27 protein-coding genes, 1 tRNA gene and 1 rRNA gene are annotated in these 26,985 nt (G+C 59.3%); 21 read left to right on the top strand and 8 right to left on the bottom strand.

Annotated elements, in window-relative coordinates; all coding sequences use genetic code 11:
* Positions 1–68 (bottom strand): 16S ribosomal RNA (locus IEV53_RS03530); the annotation flags it as partial.
* 416 nt (positions 69–484) lie between these two features.
* Positions 485–2,761 (bottom strand): TonB-dependent receptor, encoded by a 2,277-nt coding sequence (locus tag IEV53_RS03525; RefSeq protein WP_229719518.1) that lies wholly within the window; start codon positions 2,759–2,761, stop codon positions 485–487.
* Between the two features lie 502 nt (positions 2,762–3,263).
* On the opposite strand from IEV53_RS03525, the gene IEV53_RS03520 reads away from it, so the two are divergent.
* Positions 3,264–4,202, top strand: coding sequence for a DUF2167 domain-containing protein (locus IEV53_RS03520; RefSeq protein WP_229719517.1), 939 nt, complete (start codon positions 3,264–3,266; stop codon positions 4,200–4,202).
* A 280-nt stretch (positions 4,203–4,482) separates the two neighbouring features.
* On the opposite strand, the gene IEV53_RS03515 is transcribed toward IEV53_RS03520, so the two are convergent.
* Positions 4,483–4,556, bottom strand: a tRNA-Gln gene (locus IEV53_RS03515).
* 199 nt (positions 4,557–4,755) lie between these two features.
* Here IEV53_RS03515 and IEV53_RS03510 point away from each other — a divergent pair.
* Both IEV53_RS03510 and IEV53_RS03505 read left to right on the top strand, forming a co-directional pair.
* On the top strand, positions 4,756–5,889 hold the full coding sequence (locus IEV53_RS03510; protein WP_188425343.1) for a Ppx/GppA phosphatase family protein: 1,134 nt from the start codon (positions 4,756–4,758) through the stop codon (positions 5,887–5,889).
* Between the two features lie 5 nt (positions 5,890–5,894).
* Positions 5,895–6,692 carry an RlmE family RNA methyltransferase gene (locus IEV53_RS03505; RefSeq protein WP_188425342.1) on the top strand — a complete coding sequence of 266 codons (798 nt, stop codon included), beginning with the start codon at positions 5,895–5,897 and terminating at the stop codon, positions 6,690–6,692.
* Here the strand turns inward: IEV53_RS03505 and IEV53_RS03500 are convergent, their stop codons facing one another.
* Positions 6,693–7,628, bottom strand: coding sequence for an ROK family protein (locus IEV53_RS03500; protein WP_188425341.1), 936 nt, complete (start codon positions 7,626–7,628; stop codon positions 6,693–6,695).
* Positions 7,629–7,761: 133 nt separating this feature from the next.
* On the opposite strand from IEV53_RS03500, the gene IEV53_RS03495 reads away from it, so the two are divergent.
* From IEV53_RS03495 to IEV53_RS03455, 9 genes are all read left to right on the top strand, one after another.
* Positions 7,762–8,031, top strand: a complete 270-nt coding sequence (locus tag IEV53_RS03495) for a sulfurtransferase TusA family protein (RefSeq protein ID WP_188425340.1) — start codon at positions 7,762–7,764, stop codon at positions 8,029–8,031.
* 120 nt (positions 8,032–8,151) lie between these two features.
* Positions 8,152–8,412 (top strand): exodeoxyribonuclease VII small subunit, encoded by a 261-nt coding sequence (locus IEV53_RS03490; protein WP_188425339.1) that lies wholly within the window; start codon positions 8,152–8,154, stop codon positions 8,410–8,412.
* A complete protein-coding gene (locus IEV53_RS03485; RefSeq protein WP_188425338.1) occupies positions 8,409–9,329 on the top strand; it encodes a polyprenyl synthetase family protein in 921 nt (306 codons plus the stop codon). The genes IEV53_RS03490 and IEV53_RS03485 overlap by 4 nt, the downstream gene beginning before the upstream one ends.
* A gap of 4 nt (positions 9,330–9,333) precedes the next feature.
* Positions 9,334–11,328: a 1-deoxy-D-xylulose-5-phosphate synthase gene (dxs, locus tag IEV53_RS03480; RefSeq protein ID WP_188425337.1), complete on the top strand. Its 1,995-nt coding sequence runs from the start codon at positions 9,334–9,336 to the stop codon at positions 11,326–11,328.
* Positions 11,328–12,068 carry a TlyA family RNA methyltransferase gene (locus IEV53_RS03475; RefSeq protein WP_188425336.1) on the top strand — a complete coding sequence of 247 codons (741 nt, stop codon included), beginning with the start codon at positions 11,328–11,330 and terminating at the stop codon, positions 12,066–12,068. The genes dxs and IEV53_RS03475 overlap by 1 nt, the downstream gene beginning before the upstream one ends.
* 201 nt (positions 12,069–12,269) lie before the next feature.
* Positions 12,270–13,463 carry a 23S rRNA (adenine(2503)-C(2))-methyltransferase RlmN gene (gene rlmN / locus IEV53_RS03470; RefSeq protein ID WP_188425335.1) on the top strand — a complete coding sequence of 398 codons (1,194 nt, stop codon included), beginning with the start codon at positions 12,270–12,272 and terminating at the stop codon, positions 13,461–13,463.
* Between the two features lie 95 nt (positions 13,464–13,558).
* The gene (locus IEV53_RS03465) at positions 13,559–14,788 is read left to right on the top strand and encodes an argininosuccinate synthase (protein WP_188425334.1); all 1,230 of its coding nucleotides are present in this window, start codon (positions 13,559–13,561) and stop codon (positions 14,786–14,788) included.
* Positions 14,789–14,880: 92 nt separating this feature from the next.
* Positions 14,881–15,369, top strand: coding sequence for an FKBP-type peptidyl-prolyl cis-trans isomerase (locus IEV53_RS03460; protein ID WP_188425333.1), 489 nt, complete (start codon positions 14,881–14,883; stop codon positions 15,367–15,369).
* Between the two features lie 10 nt (positions 15,370–15,379).
* Positions 15,380–15,835, top strand: a complete 456-nt coding sequence (locus IEV53_RS03455; protein ID WP_188425332.1) for a c-type cytochrome — start codon at positions 15,380–15,382, stop codon at positions 15,833–15,835.
* Positions 15,836–15,863: 28 nt separating this feature from the next.
* Here IEV53_RS03455 and IEV53_RS03450 read toward each other — a convergent pair whose 3' ends face one another.
* Positions 15,864–16,427: a thymidine kinase gene (locus IEV53_RS03450; protein WP_229719516.1), complete on the bottom strand. Its 564-nt coding sequence runs from the start codon at positions 16,425–16,427 to the stop codon at positions 15,864–15,866.
* Between the two features lie 94 nt (positions 16,428–16,521).
* Here IEV53_RS03450 and trpS point away from each other — a divergent pair, with 94 nt between their 5' ends.
* Genes trpS through IEV53_RS03435 form a run of 3 tightly spaced genes read left to right on the top strand, consistent with a single transcriptional unit; the run spans position 16,522 to position 19,140 of the window.
* On the top strand, positions 16,522–17,517 hold the full coding sequence (gene trpS, locus IEV53_RS03445) for a tryptophan--tRNA ligase (protein ID WP_188425331.1): 996 nt from the start codon (positions 16,522–16,524) through the stop codon (positions 17,515–17,517).
* A 32-nt stretch (positions 17,518–17,549) separates the two neighbouring features.
* Positions 17,550–17,966, top strand: coding sequence for a secondary thiamine-phosphate synthase enzyme YjbQ (locus IEV53_RS03440; RefSeq protein ID WP_188425330.1), 417 nt, complete (start codon positions 17,550–17,552; stop codon positions 17,964–17,966).
* Positions 17,967–17,970: 4 nt separating this feature from the next.
* Positions 17,971–19,140 carry a right-handed parallel beta-helix repeat-containing protein gene (locus tag IEV53_RS03435; protein WP_188425329.1) on the top strand — a complete coding sequence of 390 codons (1,170 nt, stop codon included), beginning with the start codon at positions 17,971–17,973 and terminating at the stop codon, positions 19,138–19,140.
* Positions 19,141–19,174: 34 nt separating this feature from the next.
* Here IEV53_RS03435 and IEV53_RS03430 read toward each other — a convergent pair whose 3' ends face one another.
* Genes IEV53_RS03430 through IEV53_RS03420 form a run of 3 tightly spaced genes read right to left on the bottom strand, consistent with a single transcriptional unit; the run spans position 19,175 to position 21,881 of the window.
* On the bottom strand, positions 19,175–19,912 hold the full coding sequence (locus IEV53_RS03430) for a ribonuclease T2 family protein (protein WP_229719515.1): 738 nt from the start codon (positions 19,910–19,912) through the stop codon (positions 19,175–19,177).
* Entirely contained in the window at positions 19,909–20,763 is an 855-nt protein-coding gene (gene fghA / locus IEV53_RS03425) for an S-formylglutathione hydrolase (protein ID WP_188425328.1), read from the bottom strand. Before fghA ends, IEV53_RS03430 begins: the two co-directional genes overlap by 4 nt.
* Entirely contained in the window at positions 20,760–21,881 is a 1,122-nt protein-coding gene (locus IEV53_RS03420; protein WP_188425327.1) for an S-(hydroxymethyl)glutathione dehydrogenase/class III alcohol dehydrogenase, read from the bottom strand. The genes fghA and IEV53_RS03420 overlap by 4 nt, the downstream gene beginning before the upstream one ends.
* A 133-nt stretch (positions 21,882–22,014) precedes the next feature.
* Here IEV53_RS03420 and IEV53_RS03415 point away from each other — a divergent pair, with 133 nt between their 5' ends.
* The 6 genes from IEV53_RS03415 to IEV53_RS03390 all read left to right on the top strand — a co-directional run bounded on the left by IEV53_RS03415 (position 22,015) and on the right by IEV53_RS03390 (position 26,924).
* Entirely contained in the window at positions 22,015–22,890 is an 876-nt protein-coding gene (locus IEV53_RS03415) for a bestrophin family protein (RefSeq protein ID WP_188425326.1), read from the top strand.
* A gap of 46 nt (positions 22,891–22,936) precedes the next feature.
* On the top strand, positions 22,937–23,527 hold the full coding sequence (locus IEV53_RS03410) for a CarD family transcriptional regulator (RefSeq protein ID WP_188425325.1): 591 nt from the start codon (positions 22,937–22,939) through the stop codon (positions 23,525–23,527).
* Between the two features lie 100 nt (positions 23,528–23,627).
* Positions 23,628–24,428 (top strand): glucose 1-dehydrogenase, encoded by an 801-nt coding sequence (locus IEV53_RS03405; RefSeq protein ID WP_188425324.1) that lies wholly within the window; start codon positions 23,628–23,630, stop codon positions 24,426–24,428.
* Positions 24,429–24,448: 20 nt separating this feature from the next.
* A complete protein-coding gene (locus IEV53_RS03400) occupies positions 24,449–24,811 on the top strand; it encodes a response regulator (protein ID WP_188425323.1) in 363 nt (120 codons plus the stop codon).
* A gap of 26 nt (positions 24,812–24,837) precedes the next feature.
* Entirely contained in the window at positions 24,838–26,298 is a 1,461-nt protein-coding gene (locus IEV53_RS03395; protein ID WP_188425322.1) for a tetratricopeptide repeat protein, read from the top strand.
* Positions 26,295–26,924 (top strand): nucleoside/nucleotide kinase family protein, encoded by a 630-nt coding sequence (locus IEV53_RS03390; protein ID WP_188425321.1) that lies wholly within the window; start codon positions 26,295–26,297, stop codon positions 26,922–26,924. The genes IEV53_RS03395 and IEV53_RS03390 overlap by 4 nt, the downstream gene beginning before the upstream one ends.
* Positions 26,925–26,985: the final 61 nt, after the last annotated feature.

The raw sequence follows: 26,985 nt of genomic DNA, 5'->3' as shown, positions 1-26,985 counted from the left end.
CGTGCGACTTGCATGTGTTAAGCATGCCGCCAGCGTTCGCTCTGAGCCAGGATCAAACTCTCAGGTTCAATTCCAGCCAGCACAAAGGCCAACCAAAACCAAACTATAGATCCCGAAACAAAAAAAACTGACGTCTGTAGTTCTTTCGAAAAAGAATAAATCAGTCAGCACTCTCATCATCAGAACCACTGGTTCAGACAACACCAAAGCGCCGCCAACATATCCCTTCCATACCTATTCAATTTTCAAAGAACCCCACCCTAACTCACTGATATCACTCAGTTCCCAAGGCAGTCACCGCGGCGTGTTCCGCTGCGGTGAACGGGCTTTTAGACCCCACACCCACACCCGTCAATCACAAAATTTCAAAAAAATGACACCAACTCAAAAAAACCTCGAAAACCGAGCATTCGTGAGGCCCTCCCCAGATAGCAGAAAGGGAGCCGCAGCTCCCTCCCCTCACCTTCAAAATCTGCGGTATCCTTCAGAAGTCCACGCTTGCGGTACCCCCGACGAAGAATGGCGATGCAACGTAGTAGGTGGAACTCGCGGCTGAGATCTTGCTGCCGTAAACGCCGGTCGTTGCCTTCCCGTTTGCCGTCACACCATTCACGAAGCCCAGATAATGATTGTTCGTGATGTTCTGGATGTTCAGCTGCAGGACCGGGTTTTTCATGAAGGCGAAGCTCTTGAAGCGATAACCCGCATGAACATCCATCGTGACGTAGCTCGGGATCGAGGTGTCGTTGTTGAATGTCGCATATTGCTTGCCGACATATTTGAGCGAGAAGCCGCTAAACAGATGCCCGTCATCATAATCCAGATTGAATGCAACCTGCTGCTTAGCTGTCTGGGGCGCAAATTTGCCTTTGCTGTTGACGTAATCGCCGGTGCTGCCCGCTGCGATATTACTGTCGGTGCGGGCGTTGATGTATTCTGCCGAAACATAGGGACGCAGATGGTAAAGGATCGGACGGGTTCCGATTTCGAAGTCCACACCATCGGCATGTGACCCGCCACCATTGACGCTCTGCGAATAATAGGAGCCGTTTGGCAGAACCACTGTCTGGGAATAGAGACGGTTCGTGAAGTTATAGTGGAAGTAGGTCAGGGTGCTGTTGAAGAGGCTCCCCTGATAGCGCACGCCAGCTTCTTCGGAGATCGAGATTTCCGGTTTCTGGTTGGGGTTCGCCTTCGTGCTGTAGCCCACGCCCTTTGTATATGTGCCCGCATCGTACAGGGACGTGTTCATCGGAATACGGAAATTGGTCGTGCCTGATGCGAAAAGCTGGAACTGATCGTTCAGCTTGTAGCGGATGGAAGCCGCTGGCAGAGGCTCATTCCAGCTGCCATTGATATAGGGCCCCGTCGAGGTATCAGGCAGGTAGTTCTGACCCTGACGCGTGATCATCGCGTATTTGAGGCCGCCCTCGATGGTCAGACGATTATTCAGCAGCGACAGTGAGTCATCAATGAAGAGCGTATGGATGCGCGTCTGGGTCAGCGTGTCACGGTATTGCGCCGTCTGACCGTTTGAGAGGACAAGATTGGGGCCACCACCATATTCATCCAGCGGCGCGCCGGTTTCGGGATTCACAAGGCTATAGGGCGAGGTCTGGATCTGCTTCGAATATTCGAACCAGTACCCGACCATGAGGCGGTTCGCGCCCGTGTGCAGAGCAAGCTTTGTTACCGCACCGGGGCGATAGGTCTGCGTATTGGACGGATTATAAAGCAGCAAGCTCTTGGTATTCGACGCATTGTACGGCCCGATCGAGCTGCTCAAAGTCTGGGCGCCATATTGCTGGCTGGCAAGGCTCTCATTATAGGCACCGCCGCCATTGCCGTTGCCGTACCAGAAATACGGTGTTTCGGTCAGAGTCAGATTATCGGTCAGAGTGAAGGTTGAGGGAGCGCTGGCATAGATGTTTGTAAACGGGTTCTGATGCAGCTTGTAGTAGTTCCCGCTCGGGCTCTTCGGGTTCCATTTTGAGTCGTAAGTATAGCTCGTCCCGTATTTCTGCCAGTTTGCCAGAGACATGGATGGGAAGAGCGTACTGTCGCTCTGATTGCCAACGATAGCGAGCGCAATGCGGTTGCCCTGCCCCCATTCATTGACCCATTTGGTCTCGCCATGCAGCTTTTTCTGCGCACCCGGCCCGCGCCATGAATCCTCATGCGCCGCCGAAAAGGAGATATAGCCTTTCAGATGCGTATTGCCGATACGACCCGTATCAACACGGCCGAAGATGCGGCGAGAATTGTAGCTGCCATAGGTACCATCAAGGTGGCCGCCGAAACGCTCTGCGGGATCAAGCAGATACATATTGACTGCACCGCCTGACGCACTGATGTGCGGGCTGTCGAGATCGGCCGACCCCTGCTCTACATTGATCGTACGCAGGTTTTCTGAATCGACGATTTCCTGCGGATATACGGCGTAATTGCCGATATCGTTGATCGGAAAGCCTTCGAGCGTGAAGCCGATCTGACTGGCATTCAAACCGCGCAAGGTCAGATTGCCGCCGTTGAGGCCGAGCGGATCGACAGATGTTGTATTCACCCCAGGCAGCATGGCGATGAGCTGCATCGGGTTCAGTCCTGGCGTCTGCTTTGCAATAAACTCCTGTGTCACGGTCGAGCGCGACTTGGCTGCATCTTCATGCACCATCAACCCACCACCCGGCGCCTTGTGACGACTGCCCCGCACCTGCACGGTTTCGTTACGCGCTGCATCGGTCGGTGCGGTGGACCCCATCATGGAAGGCCCCGTATCCGTGTTCTGAACTACCTTTGGTGCGGCAGTCTTGCGCGTGGTCTGGCTTTGCTCCGCCTGAGCGGCGGAGACACTCAATGCAAGAACTGACGTCGCACATAAAAAGTAGCGGGCTCTCAAGCGCATCATATATCCCGAAAAACGTATTGGATGATTAACGAAAATTACTCGTTTCGTTAATCTGCCTATCACGCCCGCGACAAAAATGCGGATGAAAATTTGATGACGATACGAAATATAAAAGTCGTTTTAGATCAGTTACGTAAAGTTAGATTCAGATACAATCAACTTTTCTTGCTGGAAAAGCATGAAATTCCTGATGCGATAAAATTAACAGTACTCGGTGAATTTCACGTAGGATATTAACGATATAAATCCCAATCGATAATACAGAATGTCATATAAAAAGTACTTACCAAAATAATTTGTTTATAAATGGGTGTCTTATTGGATTTTCTCCATGTATCAGGAAGACGCACTGCAATGAATGCATAAGGATATTGACGTGCTTTCGATACTGCGCCGGGCGGCGCTCCTGACCATCCTAAGTCTCTCACCCATCCCCGCCCTCGCTGACACCCCACCGGACAAGACCGAAGCCACGCCCAACTCCCTGGGACAGCAGATCGCATCCCTTCCCTGGACTCACGGACCTGCGGCAGTGCACGTCAATGGCGGTTCGGTATTCGATGTGCCCGCCGGTTACGAGATGCTCACCCCGCCTTTCGGCAAGAAGTTTCTCGCCTTGGTCGGCAACCTCGTCGATGAATCAGATTCCATGAGCTACATCATGCAGCCTGAGGCGCAGGATAAGAGCTGGTTCATGGAACTTCGCTATTCCCCCTCCGGTTACGTTAGGGACACGGACAAGATCGACGCAAAGGAACTCCTCGAGTCCATGCGCCAGACATCGATCGAGACCAACAAGGCGCGTCGCGAAGCCCATCTTTCCGGCCTGACACTGCTCGGCTGGCAGCTCGAGCCGCATTATGATCAGCAGTTGCATCGCCTGGAATGGGCCTACAAGTTCCGCGACGATGACGGCTCACTCATCACTAACCTGAATACACGCATTCTGACGCGCGGCGGCTTCTATCGCGTCATGCTGGTGAGCGACGTTGAAACATTCCTGAGCGATCGCACCGACTTCAACACGGCCCTGCAGGGACTTCAGCCCACCACGGGCAATCGCTACAGCGACTACAAAGCTGGTGACAAGATTGCCGAATACGGTCTGATGGGGCTGATCGGCGGCGGCGCCGCTGCCGTAGCCATCAAGACGGGTCTGGCGGGAGCGGCTCTCGCCTTCATCGCCAAGATTTTTGGGGCGCTTGGTGCAAAGGGTCTCTTTGCAGCCATTTTCGGCTTCTTCGCTGTGCTCTGGACAAGCGTCAAGAATCTCTTCGCACGCAAGAAACAGGACTGACCGTGCAGTATCTCACCGCCCCGATTGCTTTCTTCATCTGTGCCACCCTGGGGTTCTGGGCGGTACTACAACTCGTGCCCGCCAGGAGCCGTCCTCCGGCGCGTTCCTCAGTCAAAAGCGAAGAGAGCAACCCGGAACACCCCTGGGACGGAGGCAGTGCCCCCCATCGGTTCGGCGATCACCCGGACGCGCACTGAAACCAGCACGGTTCGCACAGACGTCAGGCCAAGACCGGCATCGCGATTTGCGGTGCCGTAAAATTTGTCTTTTTTGGAAGTTTTGGCTGGGGGACCTGGATTCGAACCAGGGCTGACCGGGTCAGAGCCGGTAGTTCTACCGCTAAACTATCCCCCAGCATCTTTGCAGAAGCTGATTGCCTTGCGGTGGCGGTGAGATAGCACCCACCCGAATGGGCCGCAACCCCCTTATTCGCTTTTTTTTTCATAAATTGGACACGAGCAGCGCACAAAATGCTTGCTGCGCCACCGTGGCACTATCACATTGTTTTTGACGTAAGATTTCATGCCGCGATCAGGACAAGGGGAGGACGATCATGGGCTATAGCCGTAGCGAGACGCTGTCATCCCACACGCCTGAAGGCGCACCGTTCAGACATTTTGCTGCGCTGGACCTGGGCACCAATAATTGCAGGCTGATGATCGCGCGACGCACTGCCAGTGGCGTGCAGATTCTCGACCGACAGAACCGCATGGTCTGCCTTGGCGAAGGCCTCATCGAGACAGGCGAACTGAGCGCGCGGGCGATGGACCGGGCGGTGCGCACGCTTGATAGTTTCGCAGCACGTATGAAGGGCCTCCCCTCTCTGCAGATTCGCGCTGTCGCCACCGAAGCCTGCCGGAGGGCGCTCAACCGCGAGAGTTTCCTGTCGCGTGTCCGTTCCGAAACCGGCCTTTCACTCGAAGTCATCTCACCCAGAGAAGAGGTGGAGCTCGCTGTCGAAGGCTGCCGTGCGCTGCTGCATCGCGCACAGAAACCGGGCGAACGCGCTATCGTCTTCGATATTGGCGGCGGGTCGACCGAGATCGCTTGGCTGCGCCTGAATTCTGAAACACGCGGACATGAACTGGTCAGCCTTGTCAGCCTGCCCTACGGCGTCGTGACGCTCTCTGAACAATTCGGTCGCCAGCGTCAGGCAGATTCATCCTCCAACAAGGACGATTTATACGAAACCATGGTGGAGACGGTGCGCAAGCCGCTGCTCGCGTTTGAGGAGGTTCACCAGATCGGCAGGGAGATGCAACGCGGGGCCGTGCAGATGCTCGGCACCAGCGGAACAGTCACCACTCTGGCGAGCATGGCGCAGAACCTTGCGCGCTACAGCCGACACGCAGTCGATGGCTTCTCGCTTTCGGCGCAGGCGGCTCACGACGCTATCGCTCTCGTTCGCGGCGCATCCTCAGGGGCGCAACAATCCCCTTCATCCTTGCCCCCCGACAGGCAGCATTTCATGTTGCCGGGCTGCGCTATTTTCGAGGCGATCCACAGTGTCTGGCCGTCGCAGCAGATCATCGTTGCCGATCGTGGCCTGCGAGATGGCATGGTGGCGCGCATGGCAGCCCAGGCGCGCAACAGCCGGGTCATCTCGCATGGCCATTCCCGCCATGGCGTCAACCGCCGAAGCAACGCGGATTATCGTGGCCATGTGGCACCGTCTTCCTTTATGTGACGCCCATGAGCAAAAACAGTGACAAGCGCGGCGGCAAGAGCGGCAAATCTTCCGAGAAGAGAGTTCCCGGAAAAGCCCTCAAGAGTTCGACCGCACCCGGCCAATTAGACAGCACGCTCGACGGAAGCTCTGTTCAGAATGCGCGCAACAAGACCGTCATGCTGCGCACGGCGCGGGGACGTTCGACCGCGCAGCAGCGCTGGCTGAACCGCCAGTTGAATGACCCTTATGTTGCAGCAGCCCGCAAGCAGGGCTGGCGCTCTCGGGCCGCGTTCAAGCTGATCGAGATTGACGACAGACTGAACCTGATCAAGCCGGGCATGAAGATTATCGATCTCGGCGCGGCGCCGGGCGGCTGGACACAGGTTGCGGTCAAACGCGGTGCAAGCGCCGTGGTCGGGGTTGATCTGCTGCCGGTCGATCCGGTGAGCGATGCCACGATCATCGAGGGAGATTTTACCGATCCCGACATGCCCGCACGTCTGATCGAGCTGCTGGGCGGCCCGGCCGATCTGGTCCTGTCAGATATGGCCCCCAACACTACCGGCCATGCACCGACAGACCATCTGCGTATCATGGGGCTTGCGGAAGGCGCGCTCGACTTCGCCATGCAGGTGCTGGCAGTCGGTGGCGGGTTTGTCGCGAAGGTTTTCCAGGGCGGGTCGGAGCGTCAGATGCTCGAACCCATGAAGCTCGCCTTTTCGAATGTCCGACATCTGAAACCGCCGGCATCGCGCAAGGAATCGAGCGAGCTTTACGTCGTAGCGACCGGGTTCAGACCCGATCGCCTTAATCAGGACTGATTACTCAGTAACATCCCACAGCCAGGCGGCTCCGCGCACGCCTGAGCTGTCACCATGCTTGTTGCGCACGATCGGCGTTGTGCAGGTCGGCGTGATGACATGGCGCGCCAGAAGCGGCGGCACACGCTCGTAAATACTGTCGAGGTTGGACACGCCACCGCCTAGCACGATGATGTCGGGATCGAGGAAATTGATCGCGAGCGCGCAAGCGCGTGAGAAGCGATCCATATAGCGGTCAAGCGCGCCGATCGCGGCGATATCGCCACTGGCCGCAGCCTCTTCGATACCCGCCGTGTTGTGGTGACCGATCCCTTTCCAGTCCTTGGCCAGTTCGGGGCCGCAGAGATAGCGCTCGAGACACCCCTCATTGCCGCAGAAACATTTCGGCAGCGGGAATTCCTCAAGGCGCGTCCAGGGAAGCGGCGTATGACCCCATTCACCGGCGATGCTGTGACGGCCACCTATGACTTTCCCGTCAACAACGATACCAGCGCCCATGCCGGTGCCGATGATGATACCGAAAACGGTGCGATTGCCCTCGCCTGCACCGTCTGCCGCCTCGGAAAGGGCGAAGCAGTTGGCGTCGTTCTCGACGCGCACGGAGCGACCGAGTGCACGGTCAAGGTCGATGCCGAAGGGCTGGTTGTTCAGCCAGGTCGCGTTGGCATTCTTGATAAGACCGGTCTCGGGCGAAATCGAGCCGGGAATGCCTATTCCAAGGGTCGAGCTCAGCTGGCCGGGCTTCGCAAGATGCGACGCAACACTGCCGAGGCGCTGGTCAACGCTCGCTACGAGATCGCGCACAGCGATCACGGCCTCCTCGTAAATTCCCGGGTTCGGGACACGCTCGCGCAGTTGCAGATCGCCAGCGCGATCAAGAACTGCGATTTCGATTTTCGTCCCACCGAAATCGATGCCGAGGCGATAATCAGCCATCTCATGCCTTACTGAATGTTGCTTCTGAAAACTGCGGCGCATGTTGCGGACGAATGCGGTCCGAGTAAAGATGTAATGGCAAAACAACGCCCGATCTTGAAACATGCCCTCGGCTGCGCGCATAATCTTCCCGATGACATTGCCGGCTTCTGAAACCCTCCTTGACGTGCGCGGGCTTGCCTGCCCCTTGCCCGTGCTTCGCGCGCATCGTAGCCTTCGCGCCATGCAAGGCGGTGAACGACTGCGAGTTCTCGCAACAGACCGAGCAAGTGTTGCCGATTTTCAGGCATTCTGCCGCGAGACGGGACATGCATTGGTTGCATTCTCGGAAGACGGCGAAACGCTTTCTTTCGTGATCCGTCGCAAATTGGACACAGCTGTGTCATCTCCTGTTACGGAATAATCATAGTCATTACTTCCTTGGGCTTGGAGAATGGAGTGCGACACGCTATCCCTCCTCCCATCGAGCCGTTTTCCTTGACGGCGATTTTCCGAAGCAGCGGAGCGGGACGGCATTTACGGCATGGACGCACAGCTTTCACAGCTCTCTTTCGAGGAGGCCCTGTCTGAACTCGACAGGATCGTACGCGGCCTCGAAAGCGGTCAGATGAAACTCGAGGACGCCATAAGCGCCTATGAGCGCGGTGCCGCCCTGCGCCGCCATTGCGAAACAAAACTCTCGGAAGCGGAGATGCGTGTTCGTGCCATCACACAACGTGACGGCACCACGACGACCGCACCCCTTTCCGAGTTTGACGAGAATTCTGGCGGAAAAGCCCAATGACCACCTCATCACCCACTCTAGTCGCGTCACCCGAGGCGCTGGCCACCTCGCTGGGTACTGCAGCCCGCGCCATTGAAGGGACGATTGATCGTCTGCTTCCCATGGTCGATGGTGACGAATCGGTGCTGCTCGAAGCCATGCGCTACGCCGCCCTTGGCGGTGGCAAGCGTCTGCGCGGTTATCTCGTAACCGAGGTCGCGGCGATCTTCGGCGCAGAGCCCGAAGGCGCGTTGCGCGTGGCTGCATCGGTCGAGATGCTGCACGCCTACAGCCTCGTTCATGACGATCTTCCGGCCATGGATGATGATGATCTGCGTCGCGGCCAGCCCTCGACACACAAGCAGTTTGATGAGGCGATTGCCATCCTTGCGGGCGATGCCTTGCAGACGTCGGCTTTCGAGATCCTGGCTGACGAGGCGACGCATTCCGACCCGGCCGTGCGCATCGCGCTGGTTGCTGCCCTTGCACAGGCTTCTGGCGCTGCCGGCATGGTCGGTGGTCAGGTTGTCGATATTCGTGGTGAGGGCAAATCTCTCCCCCTCGATCAGGTGCGTCGTCTTCACGCCATGAAGACCGGTGCCCTCATCCGCTACGCTGCCGAAGCCGGTGCCATTCTGGGCGGCGCTGACCGCGTACAGCGCGATGCGATCATCGCCTATGGACGTGATATCGGCACAGCCTTCCAGGTTGCCGATGACGTACTCGACACGACGGCAAGCGCCGAGGAACTCGGCAAGACCGCCGGCAAGGACGAAGCCTCCGGCAAATCCACCTATGTCTCCCTGCTTGGAATTGACGGCGCACGCGCCGAGGCCGCGCGCCTTTCCGGGCAGGCCACACAGGCCCTGACCTCTTTCGGGACCGAAGCAGCCGCGCTCAGAGCCCTGGCACAATACATCGTCGAGCGCAGGAATTAAGAGAATGAGCGATACCACCAAGCCGAACCCCAACGCCTCTATCCCGACGATGGGCCGTTTCCCGCATCTCGATCGCGTGGTTGTTCCTGCCGATCTGAGGAACTTCTCGACCGAGCAGCTCAAGCAGCTCGCAGAGGAACTGCGCTCTGAGACGGTTGATGCCGTCTCGACCACAGGCGGGCATCTCGGAGCTTCCCTGGGCGTTGTCGAGCTGACGGTTGCCATGCATGCCGTGTTCAACACGCCTGATGACCGTATCATCTGGGACGTTGGCCATCAGGCTTATCCTCACAAGATCCTGACCGGACGTCGCGACCGTATCCGCACGCTGCGCCAGCCCCATGGTCTGTCGGGCTTCACCCGTCGCTCGGAAAGCGAGTACGACCCGTTCGGCGCCGCGCATTCCTCGACGTCGATCTCGGCTGGCTTGGGCATGGCGGTCGCGCACCACCTGCGCGCCAACGAAGATCCCTCCTACCACGAGCGCAACGTCATTGCGGTCATCGGCGACGGGTCGATCTCGGCTGGCATGGCCTATGAAGCCATGAACAACGCAGCTGTGGCTGGTGCAGGCGCCAAGCGTCTGATCGTCATCCTCAACGACAACGAGATGTCGATCGCACCGCCGGTCGGCTCGATGTCGAACTACCTGTCGCGTCTCATGACGTCACGCAAGTTCCTGAGCCTTCGCGATCTGGCTGGCAAGCTGGCCAAGCGCCTGCCGGCTGGCCTCGAACGCACCGCCAAGCGCGCAGACGAGCTGACCCGCGGCCTGATTACGGGCGGCACGCTGTTTGAAGAGCTCGGGTTCTATTATGTCGGCCCCGTCGATGGTCATGACATGAACCAGCTCGTGCCGATCCTGCGCAATCTGCGCGACGCTGATGAGGGTCCGGTTCTGCTGCATGTCATCACCGAAAAGGGGCGTGGCTACACGCCTGCTGAATCGGCGGGTGACAAGTATCATGCCGTCAGCAAATTCAACGTCGTCACGGGCGAACAGAAAAAAGCGCCTGCTGGCCCGCCGAGCTACACCTCGGTGATGGCACGCGAATTGCTGCGTCATGCCGAAAAGGACGAGCGCATCACGGCCATCACGGCAGCGATGCCGTCCGGCACCGGTCTCGACAAATTCGCAACCAGACATCCCGACCGCTTCTTCGATGTCGGCATCGCCGAGCAGCACGCCGTGACGTTCGCTGCGGGCATGGCCTCGGAAGGCCTGCGTCCGTTCTGCGCCATCTATTCGACCTTCCTGCAGCGCGCCTATGACCAGGTTGTGCATGACGTCGATCTGCAGAACCTGCCGGTGCGTTTCGCCATTGACCGTGCCGGTCTCGTTGGCGCGGATGGGGCGACCCATGCCGGTTCGTTCGACCTGAACTATCTTTGCTGCCTCCCCAACATGGTCGTGATGGCACCGAGCGATGAGGTCGAACTCACCCACATGACGGCAACAGCTTGCGTCTATGATTCCGGTCCGATTGCTTTCCGTTACCCGCGCGGCAGCGGCACAGGCCTTGAACTGCCGGAAGCTGGCGAAATTCTGGAAATCGGTCGCGGCCGCATCGTGCGGGAAGCCGTACGCCAGCCAGGCGCGAAATCGGGCGTCGCAATCCTGTCTCTGGGCACGCGTCTGACCGAGTCTCTGAAGGCTGCCGATCATCTCGCCGCACAGGGCATCGCCGTGACCGTGGCCGATGCCCGTTTCGCCAAGCCGATCGACACGGCTCTGGTCGAGCGTCTGGCACGCGAGCATGAAGTGCTGATCACCATCGAAGAAGGTGCCGCCGGTGGCTTCAGCAGCCTGGTCGTGCGCCATCTGGCAGAAACCACCCTGCTCGATCAGGTCAAGTTCCGCCCAATGGCTCTGCCGGACACCTATATCGACCACAACCTGCCGGACGTGCAGTACGATGAAGCCGGGCTCAATGCCCCGCAGATCGTCACGGTCGCCCAGGCGGCTCTGGGTGCGCAGAACGCTCAGCAGACGGCCTGATGGCCAAGAAGCGGGCTGACGTACTTCTGGTCGAACGCGGGCTTGTCGAAAGTCGAGCCCGCGCGCAGGCGCTGATCATGGCGGGCCTTGCGTTCACCAAGGATCGTCGCATTGCCAAGGCGGGTGACATGCTCGCCGAAGACGCCCCACTTGACCTGCGCGGGCAGGACCATCCCTGGGTGTCTCGTGGCGGGCTCAAGCTCGACCACGCCCTTGCTCATTTTGCCCTCGACCCGACAGGCGCCACGGCGATCGATGTCGGGGCCTCGACGGGTGGCTTCACCGATGTTCTGCTGACCAAGGGCGCGACCAAGGTGTTCGCCGTGGATGTCGGGCACGGGCAGATCGCCTGGAAGCTTCGCTCTGATGAGCGTGTCGTGGTGATGGAAAAAACCAACGCCCGCACGCTCGATGCGACAATGATCCCTGATGCGATCTCTGTTGTCGTCTGCGATGCCAGCTTCATCGGTCTGCGCACTGTTTTGCCTCCGGCATTGGCGCTTTGCCAGCCGGGCGGCTGGGCCGTCGCCCTCATCAAGCCGCAATTCGAGGCAGGTCGTGCAGAGATTGGCGCCAAGGGCGTCGTACGTGATCCGGCAGTGCATGAGCGCGTCTGCGCAGAAATACGCGGCTGGTGGGAAGGGCTCGAGGGTTGGGAAGTGCTCGGTATCGAGCCGAGCCCCATCACCGGTCCGGAAGGCAACCGCGAATTCCTGATCGCGGCAAAACGGGTCTCTTGAATCAGGATAGCCCCGAGTAAGAATACCCTCGGGCAGGTGGAAAACGCGCGCCGTCAGAGAGACCCCGACGGGCTTGCCTCCTCCCACGCCACGCTCCGTTCGATCAGACCGGACATGGCTCGGGACATAGCCTGGTGCTTCTCAAAAGCCGCGCATGGTTTTCCTTGCGTTTGAGGGGCTCTTCCATGATAGAGCAGCCCCATGTCCGACATTTCGACCCCTCTCGACCTGAATGAGCAGGAGCGCGCGCGCATCCTGGCCAAATCTGCTCTTTTCGCACCTCCGCCTGCGGTTCTGCCGGATGGACGTCGCGACCTCGTGGGCCTGTCACGCGAAGAGCTGATTGCTGAAATGGCTGCGTTCGGCGAGAAGCCGTTTCGCGCCAAGCAGCTCTGGCACTGGATCTATCATCAGGGGGCGACCGATTTCTCGCTCATGAGCAGCATTGCCAAGCCGCTCCAGGCAAAGCTTGCCGAACATTACGTCGTCGGGCGTCCCGCCACGTCTCTCGAACAGACCTCGAATGACGACACGCGCAAATTCCTGTTCCGCTTCCGTGACGGGCAGGAAGCCGAGACGGTCTATATCCCTGATCGTCGTGAAGATCGCGGCGCTGTCTGTATTTCCTCTCAGGTCGGCTGCACCCTTTCCTGCACCTTCTGCCATACAGGCACGCAAAAGCTCGTGCGTAATCTCGGCGCTGCCGAGATTGTCTCGCAGTTCATGGCTGCGCGCGATTCTTATGGCGAATGGCCGAGCCCCAGAGGGGAAACCCCTCGTCTGCTCTCCACCATCGTGCTGATGGGCATGGGCGAGCCGCTCTATAATTACGACAATGTGGCCAAGGCCATGCGCATCGTAATGGATGGCGAGGGCATCGCCCTGTCACGCCGACGCATCACCCTCTCCACATCGGGTGTCGTGCCCATGATGGATCGCTGCGGCGAGGAACTGGCGGTCAATCTCGCCATCTCCCTGCATGCCGTTACCAACGACCTGCGCGACAAGATCGTGCCGCTCAACCGCAAATATCCGATCGAAGAACTGATGGCGGCCTGCCGTCGCTATCCGGCGGCCTCGAATTCGCGACGCATCACTTTCGAATACATCATGCTGCGCGGGATCAATGACAGTGAAGCCGATGCCCGTGAACTGGTGCGCCTGATCAAGGGCCTGCCCGCCAAGGTCAATCTCATCCCGTTCAATCCCTGGCCGGGTTCGGAATTCAAGCCCTCTACCCGTGAGCAGTTGCAGAAATTCGCGGCCATCGTGATGGATGCCGGTTTTGCCTCGCCGATCCGCATGCCGCGCGGCCGTGATATTCTTGCTGCCTGCGGTCAGCTGAAGACGGAAAGCGAGCGTCTTCGCCGCAATGTGACTGCCGAGGCTGAATAACAGGTCAGGGCCCGCCCCCAAGACTGGTCTGATCGGCTGACGGGTGGTAAGAAAGCCGCTGAACGCGTCATCTTTACAGAGGGAAGCTCGGCCTTATGACCGCCCGGGACATTAAAAAAGTCGTTCTCGCCTACTCGGGCGGGCTGGATACTTCCGTTATCCTTCGCTGGCTCCAGAAGGAATATGGCTGCGAGGTCGTGACCTTCACCGCCGATCTCGGCCAGGGTGAAGAGCTCGAGCCCGCACGCCGCAAGGCCGAAATGTTCGGCGTGAAGGAAATCTTCGTCGAAGATCTGCGTGAGACGTTCGTGAAGGATTTCGTCTTCCCGATGTTCCGCGCCAACGCGCTTTACGAGGGCCAGTATCTGCTCGGCACCTCGATCGCGCGCCCGCTGATCGCCCAGCGCCAGATCGAGATCGCCAAGATGGTCGGTGCCGATGCCGTTGCACATGGTGCTACCGGCAAGGGGAATGACCAGGTTCGCTTCGAACTCGGCTATTATGCCCTGCAGCCGGACATCAAGGTGATCGCGCCGTGGCGTGAGTGGAACCTCACGTCGCGTACCAAGCTTCTGGCCTTTGCCGAAGAAAACCAGATTCCCGTCACCAAGGACAAGCGCGGCGAAGCGCCGTTCTCGGTCGATGCCAATCTTCTGCACTCGTCTTCCGAAGGCAAGATTCTCGAAGACCCCGCGATCGCGCCTGACGAGATCGTCTTCCAGCGCACGATCTCGCCCGAAAACGCGCCCGATGTCGCCACCGAGATCGCCATCGATTTTCATGAGGGCGATCCGGTCGCGCTCAACGGCGTCACGCTTTCCCCTGCCGAATTGCTGACGCGCCTCAACAAGCTCGGTCATGATAACGGTATCGGCCGTCTCGACCTGGTCGAGAACCGCTTCGTCGGCATGAAGTCACGCGGCATCTACGAGACGCCGGGCGGCACCATTCTGCTGACCGCTCATCGCAGCATCGAATCCATCACGCTCGACCGCGAGGCCATGCACCTCAAGGACAGCCTGATGCCGCGCTATGCCGAGATCATCTATAACGGCTTCTGGTTCTCGCCCGAGCGTTACATGCTTCAGGCGCTGATCGATGCCAGCCAGAAATCGGTTACCGGCCGCGTCCGCCTCAAGCTCTACAAGGGCAATGTGATCTGCGTAGGTCGTGAAAGCCCGAACAGCCTGTACGATACCCGCGTCGTTACGTTCGAGGATGACGAGGGCGCCTATAATCAGGTCGACGCCCAGGGCTTCATCAAGCTCAATGCCTTGCGCCTGCGCCTTGGGGGCCAGATCGGCCGCACCGGCGGCAAGCCCTGATCGCAAGACGGCGATCGCCTGCCCCCGCTGACCCTCTCCGCAATGCGCGAGGTCGGGCAGCGGGGGCTTCGCAAGTTTCAAGAGGTCCAGACATGCGTATGTCCCGCTCCATCAAGACCCTCGTTGCCGGGGCGTCTTTCGTCGCTCTGACTGCCTGTGGCGGCCCGAAAGAAGAGCCGGAGCTGACACCCGAGCAGTTCATGGCCAAGGTTCGTGCGGAACCCGGGGTCAAGACCCTGCCTGACGGACTGGCCTACAAGGTTCTGAAATCTGGGCCGAAGGATGGTGAACAGCCATCCAAGGGCCGTATGATGATGCTGATCTATGAAGGGCGTCTGCCCGATGGCGGCATTTTCGACAGTTCCGAGCAGCACGGTAACGGCGCCTATATGCAGATGGCGCTCGACGGTCTCGTGCAAGGCTGGATGGAGGCCCTGCCGATGATGCATGTAGGTGATACGTGGATGCTCTATGTCCCGCCCGCACTAGGCTATGGCAAACGCTCCATGGGCATCATTCCGCCCAATAGCCCGCTGGTCTTCAAGATCCAGCTTCTGGGTCTGGGTGGGCAGGAGCAGTAAGACGCTCTCCATGCGTGCCCCCCTCGCCCTGGCGCTGATTGCCACGCTTGCTCTGGCGGGTTGTGGCAAGAAGAGCGCGGGGCAAAAGCTCTATGGCCCGAATTGTGGCATCTGCCACCATGGTGGCTCCGGCCTGCCCGGCGAGGTGCCACCTCTGGCCGGACGCCTTGATATAATCGCGAAAACGCGCGAGGGCCGGGACTATCTGGCACGTGTCATGCTCAACGGGCTCGACGGCCCGATAACGGCCAATGGCGGCCATTACAATTTTTCGATGCCCAGTTTCCGTCGTCTGACTGACGAACAGTTGAGTCTGATCCTGAACTGGCTCATTTCCCGAGGTGCCACGACACCCGCACCGGTCATCACCCCCGACATATTTGCGGCTGCCCGCAAGGAAGAAATCGGCTCGAACCGCGTGCATGATCTGCGCGACCATCTGTCCATACAGGGCAAGATCCCCTGATATCTGCCTTCGACGAGCGGAACAGAGTCTAGTCCGGCGGCGCCCAATGAGCGTCGCAACGCGCCTCATATAGATCATCGTCGCCGGTTTCGAGCACATGGCCAGTCTGGCGCTTCTTTGCCGTCCATCGCGCCGGTGCTTCGCAGACATGACACCGTGCGGTGAGCGGCACGTAACGGTCTGCCAGAACACGAAGCCGGGCCATGACATCGAAATCATGCTGCATGAAATCCGTATCAAGCCCGGCCACGCTGATATCGATTCCTGCCTCCAGGCTTTTCGCAATATCGGCTACCACATCGCCCGTATAATGCGGCGCAATCATGAAATGCCCCTCATCGAGCAGAATATGCCTGAAACGCGCAAAATCGCTGGGCCAGCAAGAGATCGAACGCGCAGGGCGGCGCAACCCGACACGGCTGTGAATGCTTGCCCCCGAGCGCGTGTCGAAAGCGGGTGCAAGACAGAGACTGCCCTCCTGATCGGGGTGGTCCACGAGCAGATGCGCCGATTTGCCGGCAAACATCGGACCCGCATAGACAGTCAGAATCCCCCTCGGCACCACGATCTCCTCGTTCAGACGCGCCGTCATGCAAATTGACGCCGCGCAGCCCTTACAGGCATTTGCGCTGGCTCGGCAATCTTTCCCCTTGACCGTTTGTCAGACGCATTCGACAACATCGGCCATGCAACGTGTATTTTCCGGCATTCAGCCGACCGGCGTCCCCCAGCTTGGCAATTATCTTGGCGCGATCCGCAACTGGGTGCGGCTGCAGGAAGATCATGACTGCGTGTTCTGCCTGGTCGACATGCACGCCCTCACCGTCTTTCGTGAGCCCGAGCAATTGCGACGCGACAATCTGGCTCAGGCCGCCTGTCTGATCGCCTCTGGTATCGATCCCGAAAAGCATGTGCTCTACAACCAGTCTGCCGTAAGCGCCCATGCGCGCCTTGGCTGGATTTTCAATTGCGTCGTGCGCCTCGGCTGGCTCAACCGCATGACACAGTTCAAGGAAAAGGCAGGCAAGGATCGCGAACAGCATTCCGCCGGGCTTTTCGTCTATCCCGCTTTGATGGCTGCCGATATTCACGCGTTTCATGCCACCCGCGTACCGGTGGGCGAAGATCAGAAGCAGCATCTCGAAATCGCCAATGATATTGGTGCGAAGTTCAACCATGATTACGGGGTCGATTTCTTCCCCATGATCGAACCCCTGATCCCGCCTTCGGCAGCTCGCGTCATGAGCCTGCGCGACGGCACCAAAAAGATGTCGAAATCCGACCCTTCTGCCCAGTCACGCATCGAACTGACCGACACAGCGGATGATATCGCCCTCAAGATACGCAAGGCGAAATCGGACACCGAGGCCCTGCCCTCCGAGGCCGCCGGGCTGGAAGGCCGCCCCGAAGCGCGTAATCTGGTGACGATCTACGCCGCCATGGCCAATCAGGGCGTCGATGACGTGCTGGCACGTTTCGGCGGTCAGGGCTTTGGTCCCTTCAAGGCCGCTCTCGCCGAAGTACTGGTCGAGACGCTGTCACCGGTTGCCAACGAAACACGCCGCCTGCTCGAGGATCGCTCCCATCTGGAGGGCGTTCTGAGACAGGGGGCAGCACGCGCCAATGCCCTGGCCGAGCCGATTGTAAGCGAGGCGGAACGGCTGGTTGGCTATCTGCGCTGACACTGGAACCAGAGCGAGACAGGATACCGGAAATGCAGCAGGCCTTTCACCGTCTTTCCATTCGTACACGGGGCAAGGGCCTGACCATGATCACCGGGTCGGTGCTCGACTGGGTCGCCTCAACCGGCATTGAAGACGGGCTCCTGACGCTCTGGTGTCGTCACACCTCGGCATCGCTCATTGTTCAGGAAAATGCCGATCCGACCGTCCAGCATGATATCGCCAGCTATTTCGACGACCTCGTGCCGGAAGCACGCGCCTATCGTCATGATTACGAGGGGGCGGATGACATGCCCGCTCATATCCGTTCGGTTCTGACCAATGTGCAGCTCACCATTCCCGTCATGGGTGGTGAGCCCGTGCTTGGCACATGGCAGGGCATCTATCTTTTCGAGCATCGCCGTACGCCGCATAGCCGCGAGATCGTGCTGCACCTGCAGGGCAACTGACATCGTGACCCGTGCGGGTGCTGCTCTCGCCGTCGCAATCGGGCTGTGGCTGGGTATTCCTGTTGCTGCATGTGCTGAAGCCGGCCTGAACGTTGCGCAATTCGGGGCGCGCTGCGATGACGCAACCGATGACACGAAAAGCTTTCAGGCCGCGGTAGACGCCGCTACGGCAAAGAATGTTGCGCTGTCCCTGTCCGGCACCTGTCGGGTTAGAACTTTGAGAGCGCCTCCGACCGCGAAAACCTTCATACTGGAAGGCAATAACGGCACGCTGCGCTTTCTCGACGGGGGATTGGTGCTCAGTGCCCCGAAGCCAGGCACGGCGGTGATACCCTATATCATTCGCAATCTGCGGTTGCGGTCGGTCAACGCCTACACGGATACAGCCATCAGCGTCACCGGCGCCTTCAAGGGAGTGGTCGAGAACGTCAATATCGATCGCTTCCGAAACGGCGTCGAGCTTATTGCCACGTCGGATAACATCGTCAGAGGGTCGTTCTTCGACTCCTTTGGCGATTCCAATGCTGTCGTGATCAGTGGCACCATGGCAGCCAGCAACACCGTCTCGGCCTATGCCTCGAATAATACGGTATCCGATGTGACGGATATCCACGGCACAGGAATCTTCATCGGGCCAGGGGTGCAAGGCACGAAAATCCGCAACCTGCGTGTGCTGGAGGCCTGGTACGGCATCTACGCTGTAGACGGCAAGGACGACGAAGATCTCAGCGTCTCCGATTCCTATCTCGAAGGGAAACGTGCCGGTATTTTTGCTGATGGGGTGGACCTGACCCGCGTGGTCAATTGCAGCGCCGACCTCCCCTCAAGCGGGGCCGAACCCGGCTGGGCCGGCTTTCATCTGGACCGCATGTATGGCGGTATCCTGGCCAATTCCTCGGTCTGGGGAGCCGCAGCTGCCCGGTCTCCGGTCATTGTTGCCGGGGGCAATATCAATGTGATCGGCAATCAGATCACTGGCATAGCCAATGGCCCCTGCATGAGGCTGATACCCTTTCCGAAGTCTGATGATTCACCTCTTCTGGTGTCGAACAACACATGCTGGGCATCTGGTGGCTATGAGGTGGTCGGGCACGGGCCCGTAGCGGGCAGTAACAATCTCTGGTCACGCCCCGGTGACCACCACCTCATGATACGCAACTTCCCCTCGCCCTGAGCGCGCCATGACGAGGCACGCCCAGAGAAGGCTCTCACCAGTTTTTGAGCCAGAAACTGGCAGGGCAGTTATCCTGCATCTGAGGGGAGTCCAGATAACTTCCGGCGCTCGGGAATTGCCCCATGCGCTTCGGATCGAGCGTGAACCAGAGCTGTGTCAGCACGACGCGTTTGGCCTGATCCGTCTCGCAGCGGAGCTGGAGCGCTCTTGGCTGTGTTGCGCCTGTCGCCGTGCGGAAAAACGCCAGCACCTCGTCATGTCCCACCACAGTACCGGCGCGGGCTGCCAGAAACGCCATCATGGGTGAACGGGAGAAACGGCTCTGAAGCGCGCTTGCCTTTGCGAAAAAGACACCCGGATCATAGCCGAAACAGGCCCCGTGCTTGACCCATTCATGGGTCAGCAGCGACGGGTTGGTGTGCGGCATGATCTCGCCAAGTGTTTGCAGCATGGCGTTATCGAGCACAGGTGGCGGCGCGTCAGGAACAAACAGGCCGCAACCTTCACGCCACCAACGCTCGACCGGCACGTTCTGCGCTTCAAGCGAATGGGGCTCTGAGGCCCATAGCCCGTGCAGACCGACAAGTGACTGGCGTGGCTGATCGGAGGTGCAGCCACCTCCGGCACTGCAGAACCCGGGCTGCCAGGTAAGCGCCAGCGTATTGTGATCGAAATCGCCATGCGCAAGCGGAACAAGCGCGGAGGGATGCGGCTCTGACCCGACACACCCAGCGAGGAACAGCACCGAGACGGCCACAAGCTTGCGTATCATGAGCGCGCTCCCAGAAGCCGTGCATGGTGAGCGACATGATCGCTTATCACACTCTGAATGAACCAGTAGGAGTGATCATATCCCGCATGATAGCGCAGCGTCAGCGGCTGGCCCGCCTTTGCTGCGGCATTCTCGATGAGATCGGGTCGCAGCTCCTGTGCCAGAAACTGGTCAGCAGTCCCTTGATCGATGAGGATCTCGTTCGGATGACGCCTGCCAGACGCGATCAGCGAAACAGCATCCCAGGCAGCCCAGCTTTCCCGGTCTTCACCGAGATAGGCCTTAAACGCTCTCGTGCCCCACGGTACCACTGAAGGATGCACAATAGGCGCAAGGGCGCTGACGGATTGCCAGAGGGACGGGTTGCGCAGCCCATGAACGAGCGCCCCATGACCGCCCATCGAATGCCCCATGATACCGAAAGCCGATCCTTCCTGCCCGAAACGGGTGCGGATCAGCTCCGGCAACTCGTCCGCCACATAGCTGCCCATGCGATAATGCGACGCCCAGGGCTGCCGGGTCGCATCGAGATAGAAACCGGCCGCCGTGCCAAGATCGTAGGTGTCATTTTCTCCCTCGACACCGGCGCCGCGTGGCGAGGTGTCGGGTGCGACCAGCGTGAGGCCGCAAGCTGCTGCCTCGGCAATGATCGTGGATTTCTGCAGGAACGTCTCATGCGTGCAGGTCAGCCCTGCCAGCAGAAAAAGCACCGGCGTCTTGTCGCCGCGCAATGCCTCAGCAGGCCGGAACAGCATGAACTTCGCATCGAGGCCGAGACTGGTCGATTTATGCGCGACCGTGCTGACAGCCCCACCATGACATAGCTGCTTCGAGAGTATCTCGACGCTCATGCGTCGAATTCCACAACCGAGCGGATAGATTTGCCCTGACTCATCAGGTCGAACCCGTGATTGATCTCCGACAGCTTGAGATGCTGCGTGATCAGGGAGTCGATGTTGATCCGTCCTTCCATATACATGTCGACGATCTCGGGCACATCGGTGCGTCCTCGCGCGCCGCCGAAAGCCGAGCCGATCCAGCGACGCCCGGTGACAAGCTGGAAAGGACGCGTGCTGATTTCCTGCCCTGCTCCAGCCACGCCGATCACGCAGGAAACACCCCAGCCGCGATGCGCGCATTCGAGCGCCTGACGCATGAGCTTGACGTTGCCAACGCATTCGAACGTGTAGTCAGCGCCCCCACCCGTCAGTTCGACCAGATGCCCGACCACATCGCCATCGGGGCCAAGATCGGCAGGATTAACGAAATGGGTCATGCCGAACTGACGGGCAATTTCGGCACGCTCCGGGTTGAGGTCGACGCCAACGATCTGGCGCGCGCCAACCATCTTCGCCCCCTGGATGACATTGAGACCAATGCCACCGAGACCGAATACGACAACCGTGGAATTGGCCTCTACCTTGGCCGTAAACAGCACCGCACCGATACCCGTGGTCACGCCGCAACCGATGTAGCAGATCTTGTCGAGAGGCGCGTCGCTGCGCACCTTCGCCAGAGCAATTTCGGGCAGCACGGTAAAGTTTGCGAAGGTCGAGCAGCCCATATAGTGGTGAACAGGCTTGCCACGATAGGAAAAGCGCGTGGTGCCATCGGGCATAAGCCCCTTGCCCTGCGTTGCCCGGATGGAGGTGCAAAGATTGGTTTTTCGCGACAGGCACGACGGACAGGAACGACATTCCGGAGTGTAAAGAGGAATGACATGGTCGCCCGGCTTGAGCGAGGTGACACCGGCACCGACCTCACGCACGATACCCGCCCCTTCATGCCCGAGGATCGCCGGAAACAGGCCTTCCGGGTCGGCGCCCGACATAGTGAACTTGTCGGTATGGCAGAGCCCTGTCGCCTTGATCTCGACCAGAACCTCGCCTGCGCGCGGCCCTTCCAGCTGAACGGTATCGATTTCAAGCGGGCGACCGGCTTCAAGAGCCAGAGCGGCAATCACATCCATTGACGGAAACTCCAGTGAAAGAAGATGATTCACGATACGTCACAAAACAGCGACAGTTTTAACGAGTTTTATGCACAGCGTCTTCGATAAGATGCCGCCTATTGCCAACATGTAGACTGAGGACCGACAAACCTTGATCGTCGACAAGACTTACGGCCTGTGGATTCTCCTTCGCGAGACTGCCCTGCCCCTTGGTATTCTCGCTCTGTGGGACCTCGTTGTCGTTATTCTCTATCAGGTGTTCCATCAGGAATGGATGGAACAGCCTGCCTTGCCGATCTCGCTCATGGGCTCGGCCCTCGCCCTGTTTCTGGGCGTGCGTAACAATGCCGCCTATGCACGCTGGTGGGAAGGACGCTCGCTCTGGGGCCTGATCACGAACAACTCCCGCTCCTTCGCTCGTGAGGCCGCAACGCTGCTGGGCGGTCGCCCCGACCTGGCAAAGGCCATGGCGGCTTATCCCTATCTGCTGCGCACAGCGCTCTCGAACACCGAGCAGGGCCCCGATGCAAAGCGCCTGCTCGCGCCGGAAATGTATGAGCGGATCATGGCGCGCACCAACAAGCCCAACGCGCTGCTCTACGAAATCGGCCTTTGCGTCGCAGAGGAAGTCGAGCGCAAGAAAATCGATGGCGCCGTTCATGGCACAATCGATCGCATTCTCTCGGATCTGGCCAATGCGCAGGGCGGCCTCGAGCGCATCAAGAACACCCCCCTGCCTGTGCAATACTCGGTGCTACCCCTGCTGGTCGTGCATGTTTTTTGCATCGTTCTGCCGTTTTCGGCCGTGCAGACACTTGGCTGGATCACCCCGCTCGGGTCGAGCCTTGTCGGCTTTCTGTTCCAGGCGCTCGACAAGAGCGGTCGCGATCTGCAGGAGCCTTTCGTGCCCAGCAGACATGCCCTGCCCATGCTGACCATGGCCCGCACCATCGAGATCGACCTGCTGCAGCCGATCGGTGAAGCCGTTGGCGGCCCCATTCCGCCGCAGGGCGGTGTTCAGCCCTGACGAGACCACAAGACAAGCTGTGGAATTTCTGATATAAGCTGTCGCCATGAGCACGTTCAAAACCCCTCCCAAGGGAGGCATGACAGACGCGATGGCGCGTAGCGCCGCTGCGCTGACCGCAACTCAGGCTGACTCTCATGGCGGAGATGATGATCCGTTTCAGGAAGGGGATTCCATCGTCTATGCCGCACATGGTGTGGGCCGCGTCGACCGCATCGGTGTAGACGAGATTGCCGGAACCAAGCTGGAGATCATCCAGATCTCCTTCCCCGGCAACCAGATGACTCTGCGTATTCCGCTTTCGAAGGCCCGCAAATCCGGCCTGCGTAAGATCGTGACGCGCGATATCGTCGAAAAGGCGATGTCGATCATCAAGGGCAAGCCCCATGTCAGCAAGGGCATGTGGGCACGCCGCGCCGTCGCCTATCAGGAAAAGATCAATTCCGGCGACCTGATCCAGATTGCCGAAGTGCTGCGAGACCTGCGCCGCAATGTCGACAGCCTCGACGGCAGCTTCAGTGAGCGCAAGCTCTTCGAAGCAGCGCAGGAGCGTTTTGTCAGCGAAGTTGCCGTTCTTGAAAACAAGGACCCGACCGCTGTCCTGCAGGCTCTGACCGAGACCATGAAGGCAGCCTGATCCGTCAGGCATCCTTTTCCGTTCACCGGCGTTTCATCCTCCGATCTGATGCGACAGCCCTTTAAGGGCTGTCCTTTCCCACGGAAAAGGAGAGCGCCGCGTGACGGAGCACACGACCAAACGGTTCGCGAACAAGAAAATCCTCATCACCGGAGCCTCTCAGGGCATCGGCGAGGATGCAGCCCTGCATTTCGCCCGTGAAGGCGCACAGGTCGCCATCAACGCGCGCAAGGCCGAAAAACTCCGCCCCCTTCTCGACCGTCTTTCCAAACCCGTCTCCGGCGAACATCTCATTGTCGCGGGTGACATGGCCGTGGAAGAAGATGTCGATCGCGTCGTGAGAGAGACGATCGAGGGCTTCGGTGGTCTCGACGTTCTCATCTGCAATGCAGGCATGCAGATCGAATGTCCGTCGGAAGATATTTCCCTTAAGGATTTCAACGCCGTCATGGCCGTGAATGTCACGGGCGTTGTGCTTTGCGCGCGGGCAGCCCTCAAATACTGGCGGGCAAACGACCAGAAGGGCAATATCCTCGTCAACAGCTCGGTCCACCAGCAGGTGCCCAAGCCTCATTATCTTGGCTATTCCGCCAGCAAGGGTGCCGTTGGCAACATCGTGCGCACCCTCGCGCTGGAATATGCCCGCTACGGTATTCGCGTGAACGCGGTCGCTCCCGGTGCCATCGTGACCCCCATCAACGACGCCTGGACCAAGGACCCGGAGAAATACGAGGCAACGGCAAAGCATATTCCAATGCGCCGCCCGGGTGAGTGCCGTGAAATCTCCGACGCAATGGCCTTTCTCGCTTCGGAAGAATCGAGTTATATTACCGGGCAGACCCTGTTCGTTGATGGCGGGCTCACGCTCTATGCCGATTTCGAGCAGAACTGGTCTTCCTGAACCGACCGAGATCCGCGCTTATGTCCACCCCGCCTACCGTCCTCGTCGTCGAGGACGATTTTCTGATCAGAACCTGTCTGATCGAATTCCTTGAAGACAGCGATGTGTCGGTGCTCGAGGCGGAGAATTGTGCGACGGCGCGCGGTTTCCTGCATAGTGACCGGGCGCTCGATCTTCTCATCATGGATATCTCCCTCCCTGATGGAAGCGGCGCCGAGCTTGGCCAAGAAAGTCGGCAGATCCGCCCCGATCTGCCGATCATCTATACCACTGGCCACGGCATGAATCTTGATGGTGCCTCCCCGATCGACAGGGTTATGACAAAACCCTATCAGCTCGATGCCATTCTCAACGTCGTTCACGAGCTGGTGCCCACGAGCTGAGCGCCATGGGCATGCGGGAGCAGACGATGCAGGCCAGGCTGAGCGAGGCCTTTCTTTCCGGTGATCTGGAAAAATGCCTCGAAATGGCCCGAACCCTTGCAGTGGTCTCCGGTATCGGTCCGCACCCTCTCGAAACGCTGCTTCCTGTCGCGGAATCTCATGATCGCCGGGCTGAACTGCTCGATCTGACCGATCGTCTCGCCCAGGCTGCACCGCAGGATTGTCGCCTGCTTGAGCTTGGCGCAACACTCCTCATGCAGCTGGGCTTTCTCGATGAGGCCGAATCGCGCCTCAATGATGCCCTGCAGAGACGACCCGGCCATCTTCCCGCCCTGAGCACGCTTTCCTGCACGCTCACCCAGGCTGGCCGTTTTGCCGATGCCTGTGCCGTATTGAAGCGCATGCAGGCACTCGACCCCAGGGATCCAAGCGCTCTGTCGAATATCGCCTATATTACGGCCGCCAGCGGCGACGTTCATGAGGCGATCAATCTTTATCGTCAGGCGATCCAGATCAAGCCTGACCATCCGCAGATGCGCCTCAACTATTCCATCGCCCTGCTCAAGGCGGGGTATTTCCAGCAGGGCTGGTCCGAGCATGAGTGGCGCTTTCGTCTGCCCGGCCATACCAGCCTGCCCATGGCCCAGCTCCTGCCCAACATCACCGAGAAACTCGATCTCCGCGGCAAACATGTTCTGGTGACGCAGGAGGAAGGCTACGGCGATACCTTCATGTATCTCCGGTATCTGCCCCTTCTGGCGCAGAGAGGGGCCATTATCCGTGTCTGGGGCGCTGACATCATGAGCGATCTCTGCGCACGGGTTGAGGGCGTCGATACTGTGCAAAGCGGTGGCACGACGCCCTATTATGACTATCACTGCCCCTTCATAAGCCTGCCGAGAGCCTTCGCGGCATCGCCGAATCCTTTTGGTGTCAACCCGCCCTATATCGCGGCCGACCTGGTCAAATCGGCGCATTTTGCGGCACGCTTGCGGGACGACCATAACCTGAAGGTCGGGCTGGTCTGGTCGGGTGCGCCAAGGCGTGACCAGACCGAGCCTTTCATGCTCGATCAACGCCGGTCCATGACACTCGAGACATTGCGCCCCCTGTTCGATCTGCCGAAAACGAGTTTCTACAGTCTGCAGAAAGGGACTGCTACCGGTCAGCTTGACGAGAGCAAAACCCCGATCATTGATCTGATGCCCGAATGCCTGACGATGGACGATACAGCGGCCCTGATCGATAATCTGGATATTGTCGTTTCGGTCGATACCTCGGTGGTTCATCTCGCAGGCGCCATGAACAAGCCTGTCCTGCTGATGGACAGGGTCAATCCCTGTTGGCGCTGGATGACGGATCGCACCGACAGCCCGTGGTATCCGTCGCTGCGCATTCTGCGTCAGACACGCGCCTGGGACTGGAGCGACGTCGTCTCTTCCGTGCGCGCCCTTCTTCACGACGAATCGGAACGAAAGAAATCATGACGTCCAGCTATCAGACTGCAAGACAGCGGCTCGACGCGCTTCTCTCCCGCCCCGGCCGGGTCATTCTCGGTCTCGTCGGCGCGCCAGGCGGAGGCAAATCGACACTCGCGGCTCGCCTTGCCGCAGATTATGCCGAACACGCCATTGTCGTGCCGATGGACGGCTTTCATCTGGCCAATTGCGAGCTGAAGCGTCTCGACCGCGCTGGACGCAAGGGGGCTCCGGACACATTCGATACGGCGGGCTTCACCTCGCTGCTCGACCGTATCCGTCATCAGCAATCCGATATCGTTTATGCCCCCCTCTTCGCCCGCGAGATCGAAGAGCCCATCGCAGGGGCCATACCGGTATTGCCCGATCGCAAGCTGATCATCGTCGAAGGTAATTACCTGCTCTGTGACGGCCCGTGGTCAGATGTGCGCCGCTATCTCGATGAAAGCTGGTTTGTCGCAACAGATGAAGCGCTCCGCAATCAGTGGCTTGAAGCGCGCCATGTGCATTTCGGTCGCACGCCGGAAGAGGCCCGCCACTGGATTGCCGTTACGGATGCTCCCAATGCCCGGATCATCCTGCAGACACGAGACAAGGCAGACTGGCAGTACGTTCCGGAAACTGTGACGCTCTGACAGTCCCGCCCTCGGAGCGCTGAAGGTGGAAGGAGGCCTGGTGCCCCCTCCCTGTTCTGCT

This window comes from Asaia siamensis (assembly GCF_014635085.1).
Lineage (GTDB): Bacteria > Pseudomonadota > Alphaproteobacteria > Acetobacterales > Acetobacteraceae > Asaia > Asaia siamensis.
This window is presented reverse-complemented; position numbering and strand designations above follow the sequence as displayed.

Bases quoted from the DNA above. Each gene is read 5' to 3' on its own strand.
- IEV53_RS03525 (WP_229719518.1), bottom strand. From the start codon at position 2,761: ATGATGGGGTCCACCGCACCGACCGATGCAGCGCGTAACGAAACCGTG.
- IEV53_RS03520 (WP_229719517.1), top strand. From the start codon at position 3,264: ATGCATAAGGATATTGACGTGCTTTCGATACTGCGCCGGGCGGCGCTC.
- IEV53_RS03510 (WP_188425343.1), top strand. From the start codon at position 4,756: ATGGGCTATAGCCGTAGCGAGACGCTGTCATCCCACACGCCTGAAGGC.
- IEV53_RS03505 (WP_188425342.1), top strand. From the start codon at position 5,895: ATGAGCAAAAACAGTGACAAGCGCGGCGGCAAGAGCGGCAAATCTTCC.
- IEV53_RS03500 (WP_188425341.1), bottom strand. From the start codon at position 7,628: ATGGCTGATTATCGCCTCGGCATCGATTTCGGTGGGACGAAAATCGAA.
- IEV53_RS03495 (WP_188425340.1), top strand. From the start codon at position 7,762: ATGACATTGCCGGCTTCTGAAACCCTCCTTGACGTGCGCGGGCTTGCC.
- IEV53_RS03490 (WP_188425339.1), top strand. From the start codon at position 8,152: ATGGACGCACAGCTTTCACAGCTCTCTTTCGAGGAGGCCCTGTCTGAA.
- IEV53_RS03485 (WP_188425338.1), top strand. From the start codon at position 8,409: ATGACCACCTCATCACCCACTCTAGTCGCGTCACCCGAGGCGCTGGCC.
- dxs (WP_188425337.1), top strand. From the start codon at position 9,334: ATGAGCGATACCACCAAGCCGAACCCCAACGCCTCTATCCCGACGATG.
- IEV53_RS03475 (WP_188425336.1), top strand. From the start codon at position 11,328: ATGGCCAAGAAGCGGGCTGACGTACTTCTGGTCGAACGCGGGCTTGTC.
- rlmN (WP_188425335.1), top strand. From the start codon at position 12,270: ATGTCCGACATTTCGACCCCTCTCGACCTGAATGAGCAGGAGCGCGCG.
- IEV53_RS03465 (WP_188425334.1), top strand. From the start codon at position 13,559: ATGACCGCCCGGGACATTAAAAAAGTCGTTCTCGCCTACTCGGGCGGG.
- IEV53_RS03460 (WP_188425333.1), top strand. From the start codon at position 14,881: ATGCGTATGTCCCGCTCCATCAAGACCCTCGTTGCCGGGGCGTCTTTC.
- IEV53_RS03455 (WP_188425332.1), top strand. From the start codon at position 15,380: ATGCGTGCCCCCCTCGCCCTGGCGCTGATTGCCACGCTTGCTCTGGCG.
- IEV53_RS03450 (WP_229719516.1), bottom strand. From the start codon at position 16,427: ATGACGGCGCGTCTGAACGAGGAGATCGTGGTGCCGAGGGGGATTCTG.
- trpS (WP_188425331.1), top strand. From the start codon at position 16,522: ATGCAACGTGTATTTTCCGGCATTCAGCCGACCGGCGTCCCCCAGCTT.
- IEV53_RS03440 (WP_188425330.1), top strand. From the start codon at position 17,550: ATGCAGCAGGCCTTTCACCGTCTTTCCATTCGTACACGGGGCAAGGGC.
- IEV53_RS03430 (WP_229719515.1), bottom strand. From the start codon at position 19,912: ATGATACGCAAGCTTGTGGCCGTCTCGGTGCTGTTCCTCGCTGGGTGT.
- fghA (WP_188425328.1), bottom strand. From the start codon at position 20,763: ATGAGCGTCGAGATACTCTCGAAGCAGCTATGTCATGGTGGGGCTGTC.
- IEV53_RS03420 (WP_188425327.1), bottom strand. From the start codon at position 21,881: ATGGATGTGATTGCCGCTCTGGCTCTTGAAGCCGGTCGCCCGCTTGAA.
- IEV53_RS03410 (WP_188425325.1), top strand. From the start codon at position 22,937: ATGAGCACGTTCAAAACCCCTCCCAAGGGAGGCATGACAGACGCGATG.
- IEV53_RS03400 (WP_188425323.1), top strand. From the start codon at position 24,449: ATGTCCACCCCGCCTACCGTCCTCGTCGTCGAGGACGATTTTCTGATC.
- IEV53_RS03395 (WP_188425322.1), top strand. From the start codon at position 24,838: ATGCAGGCCAGGCTGAGCGAGGCCTTTCTTTCCGGTGATCTGGAAAAA.
- IEV53_RS03390 (WP_188425321.1), top strand. From the start codon at position 26,295: ATGACGTCCAGCTATCAGACTGCAAGACAGCGGCTCGACGCGCTTCTC.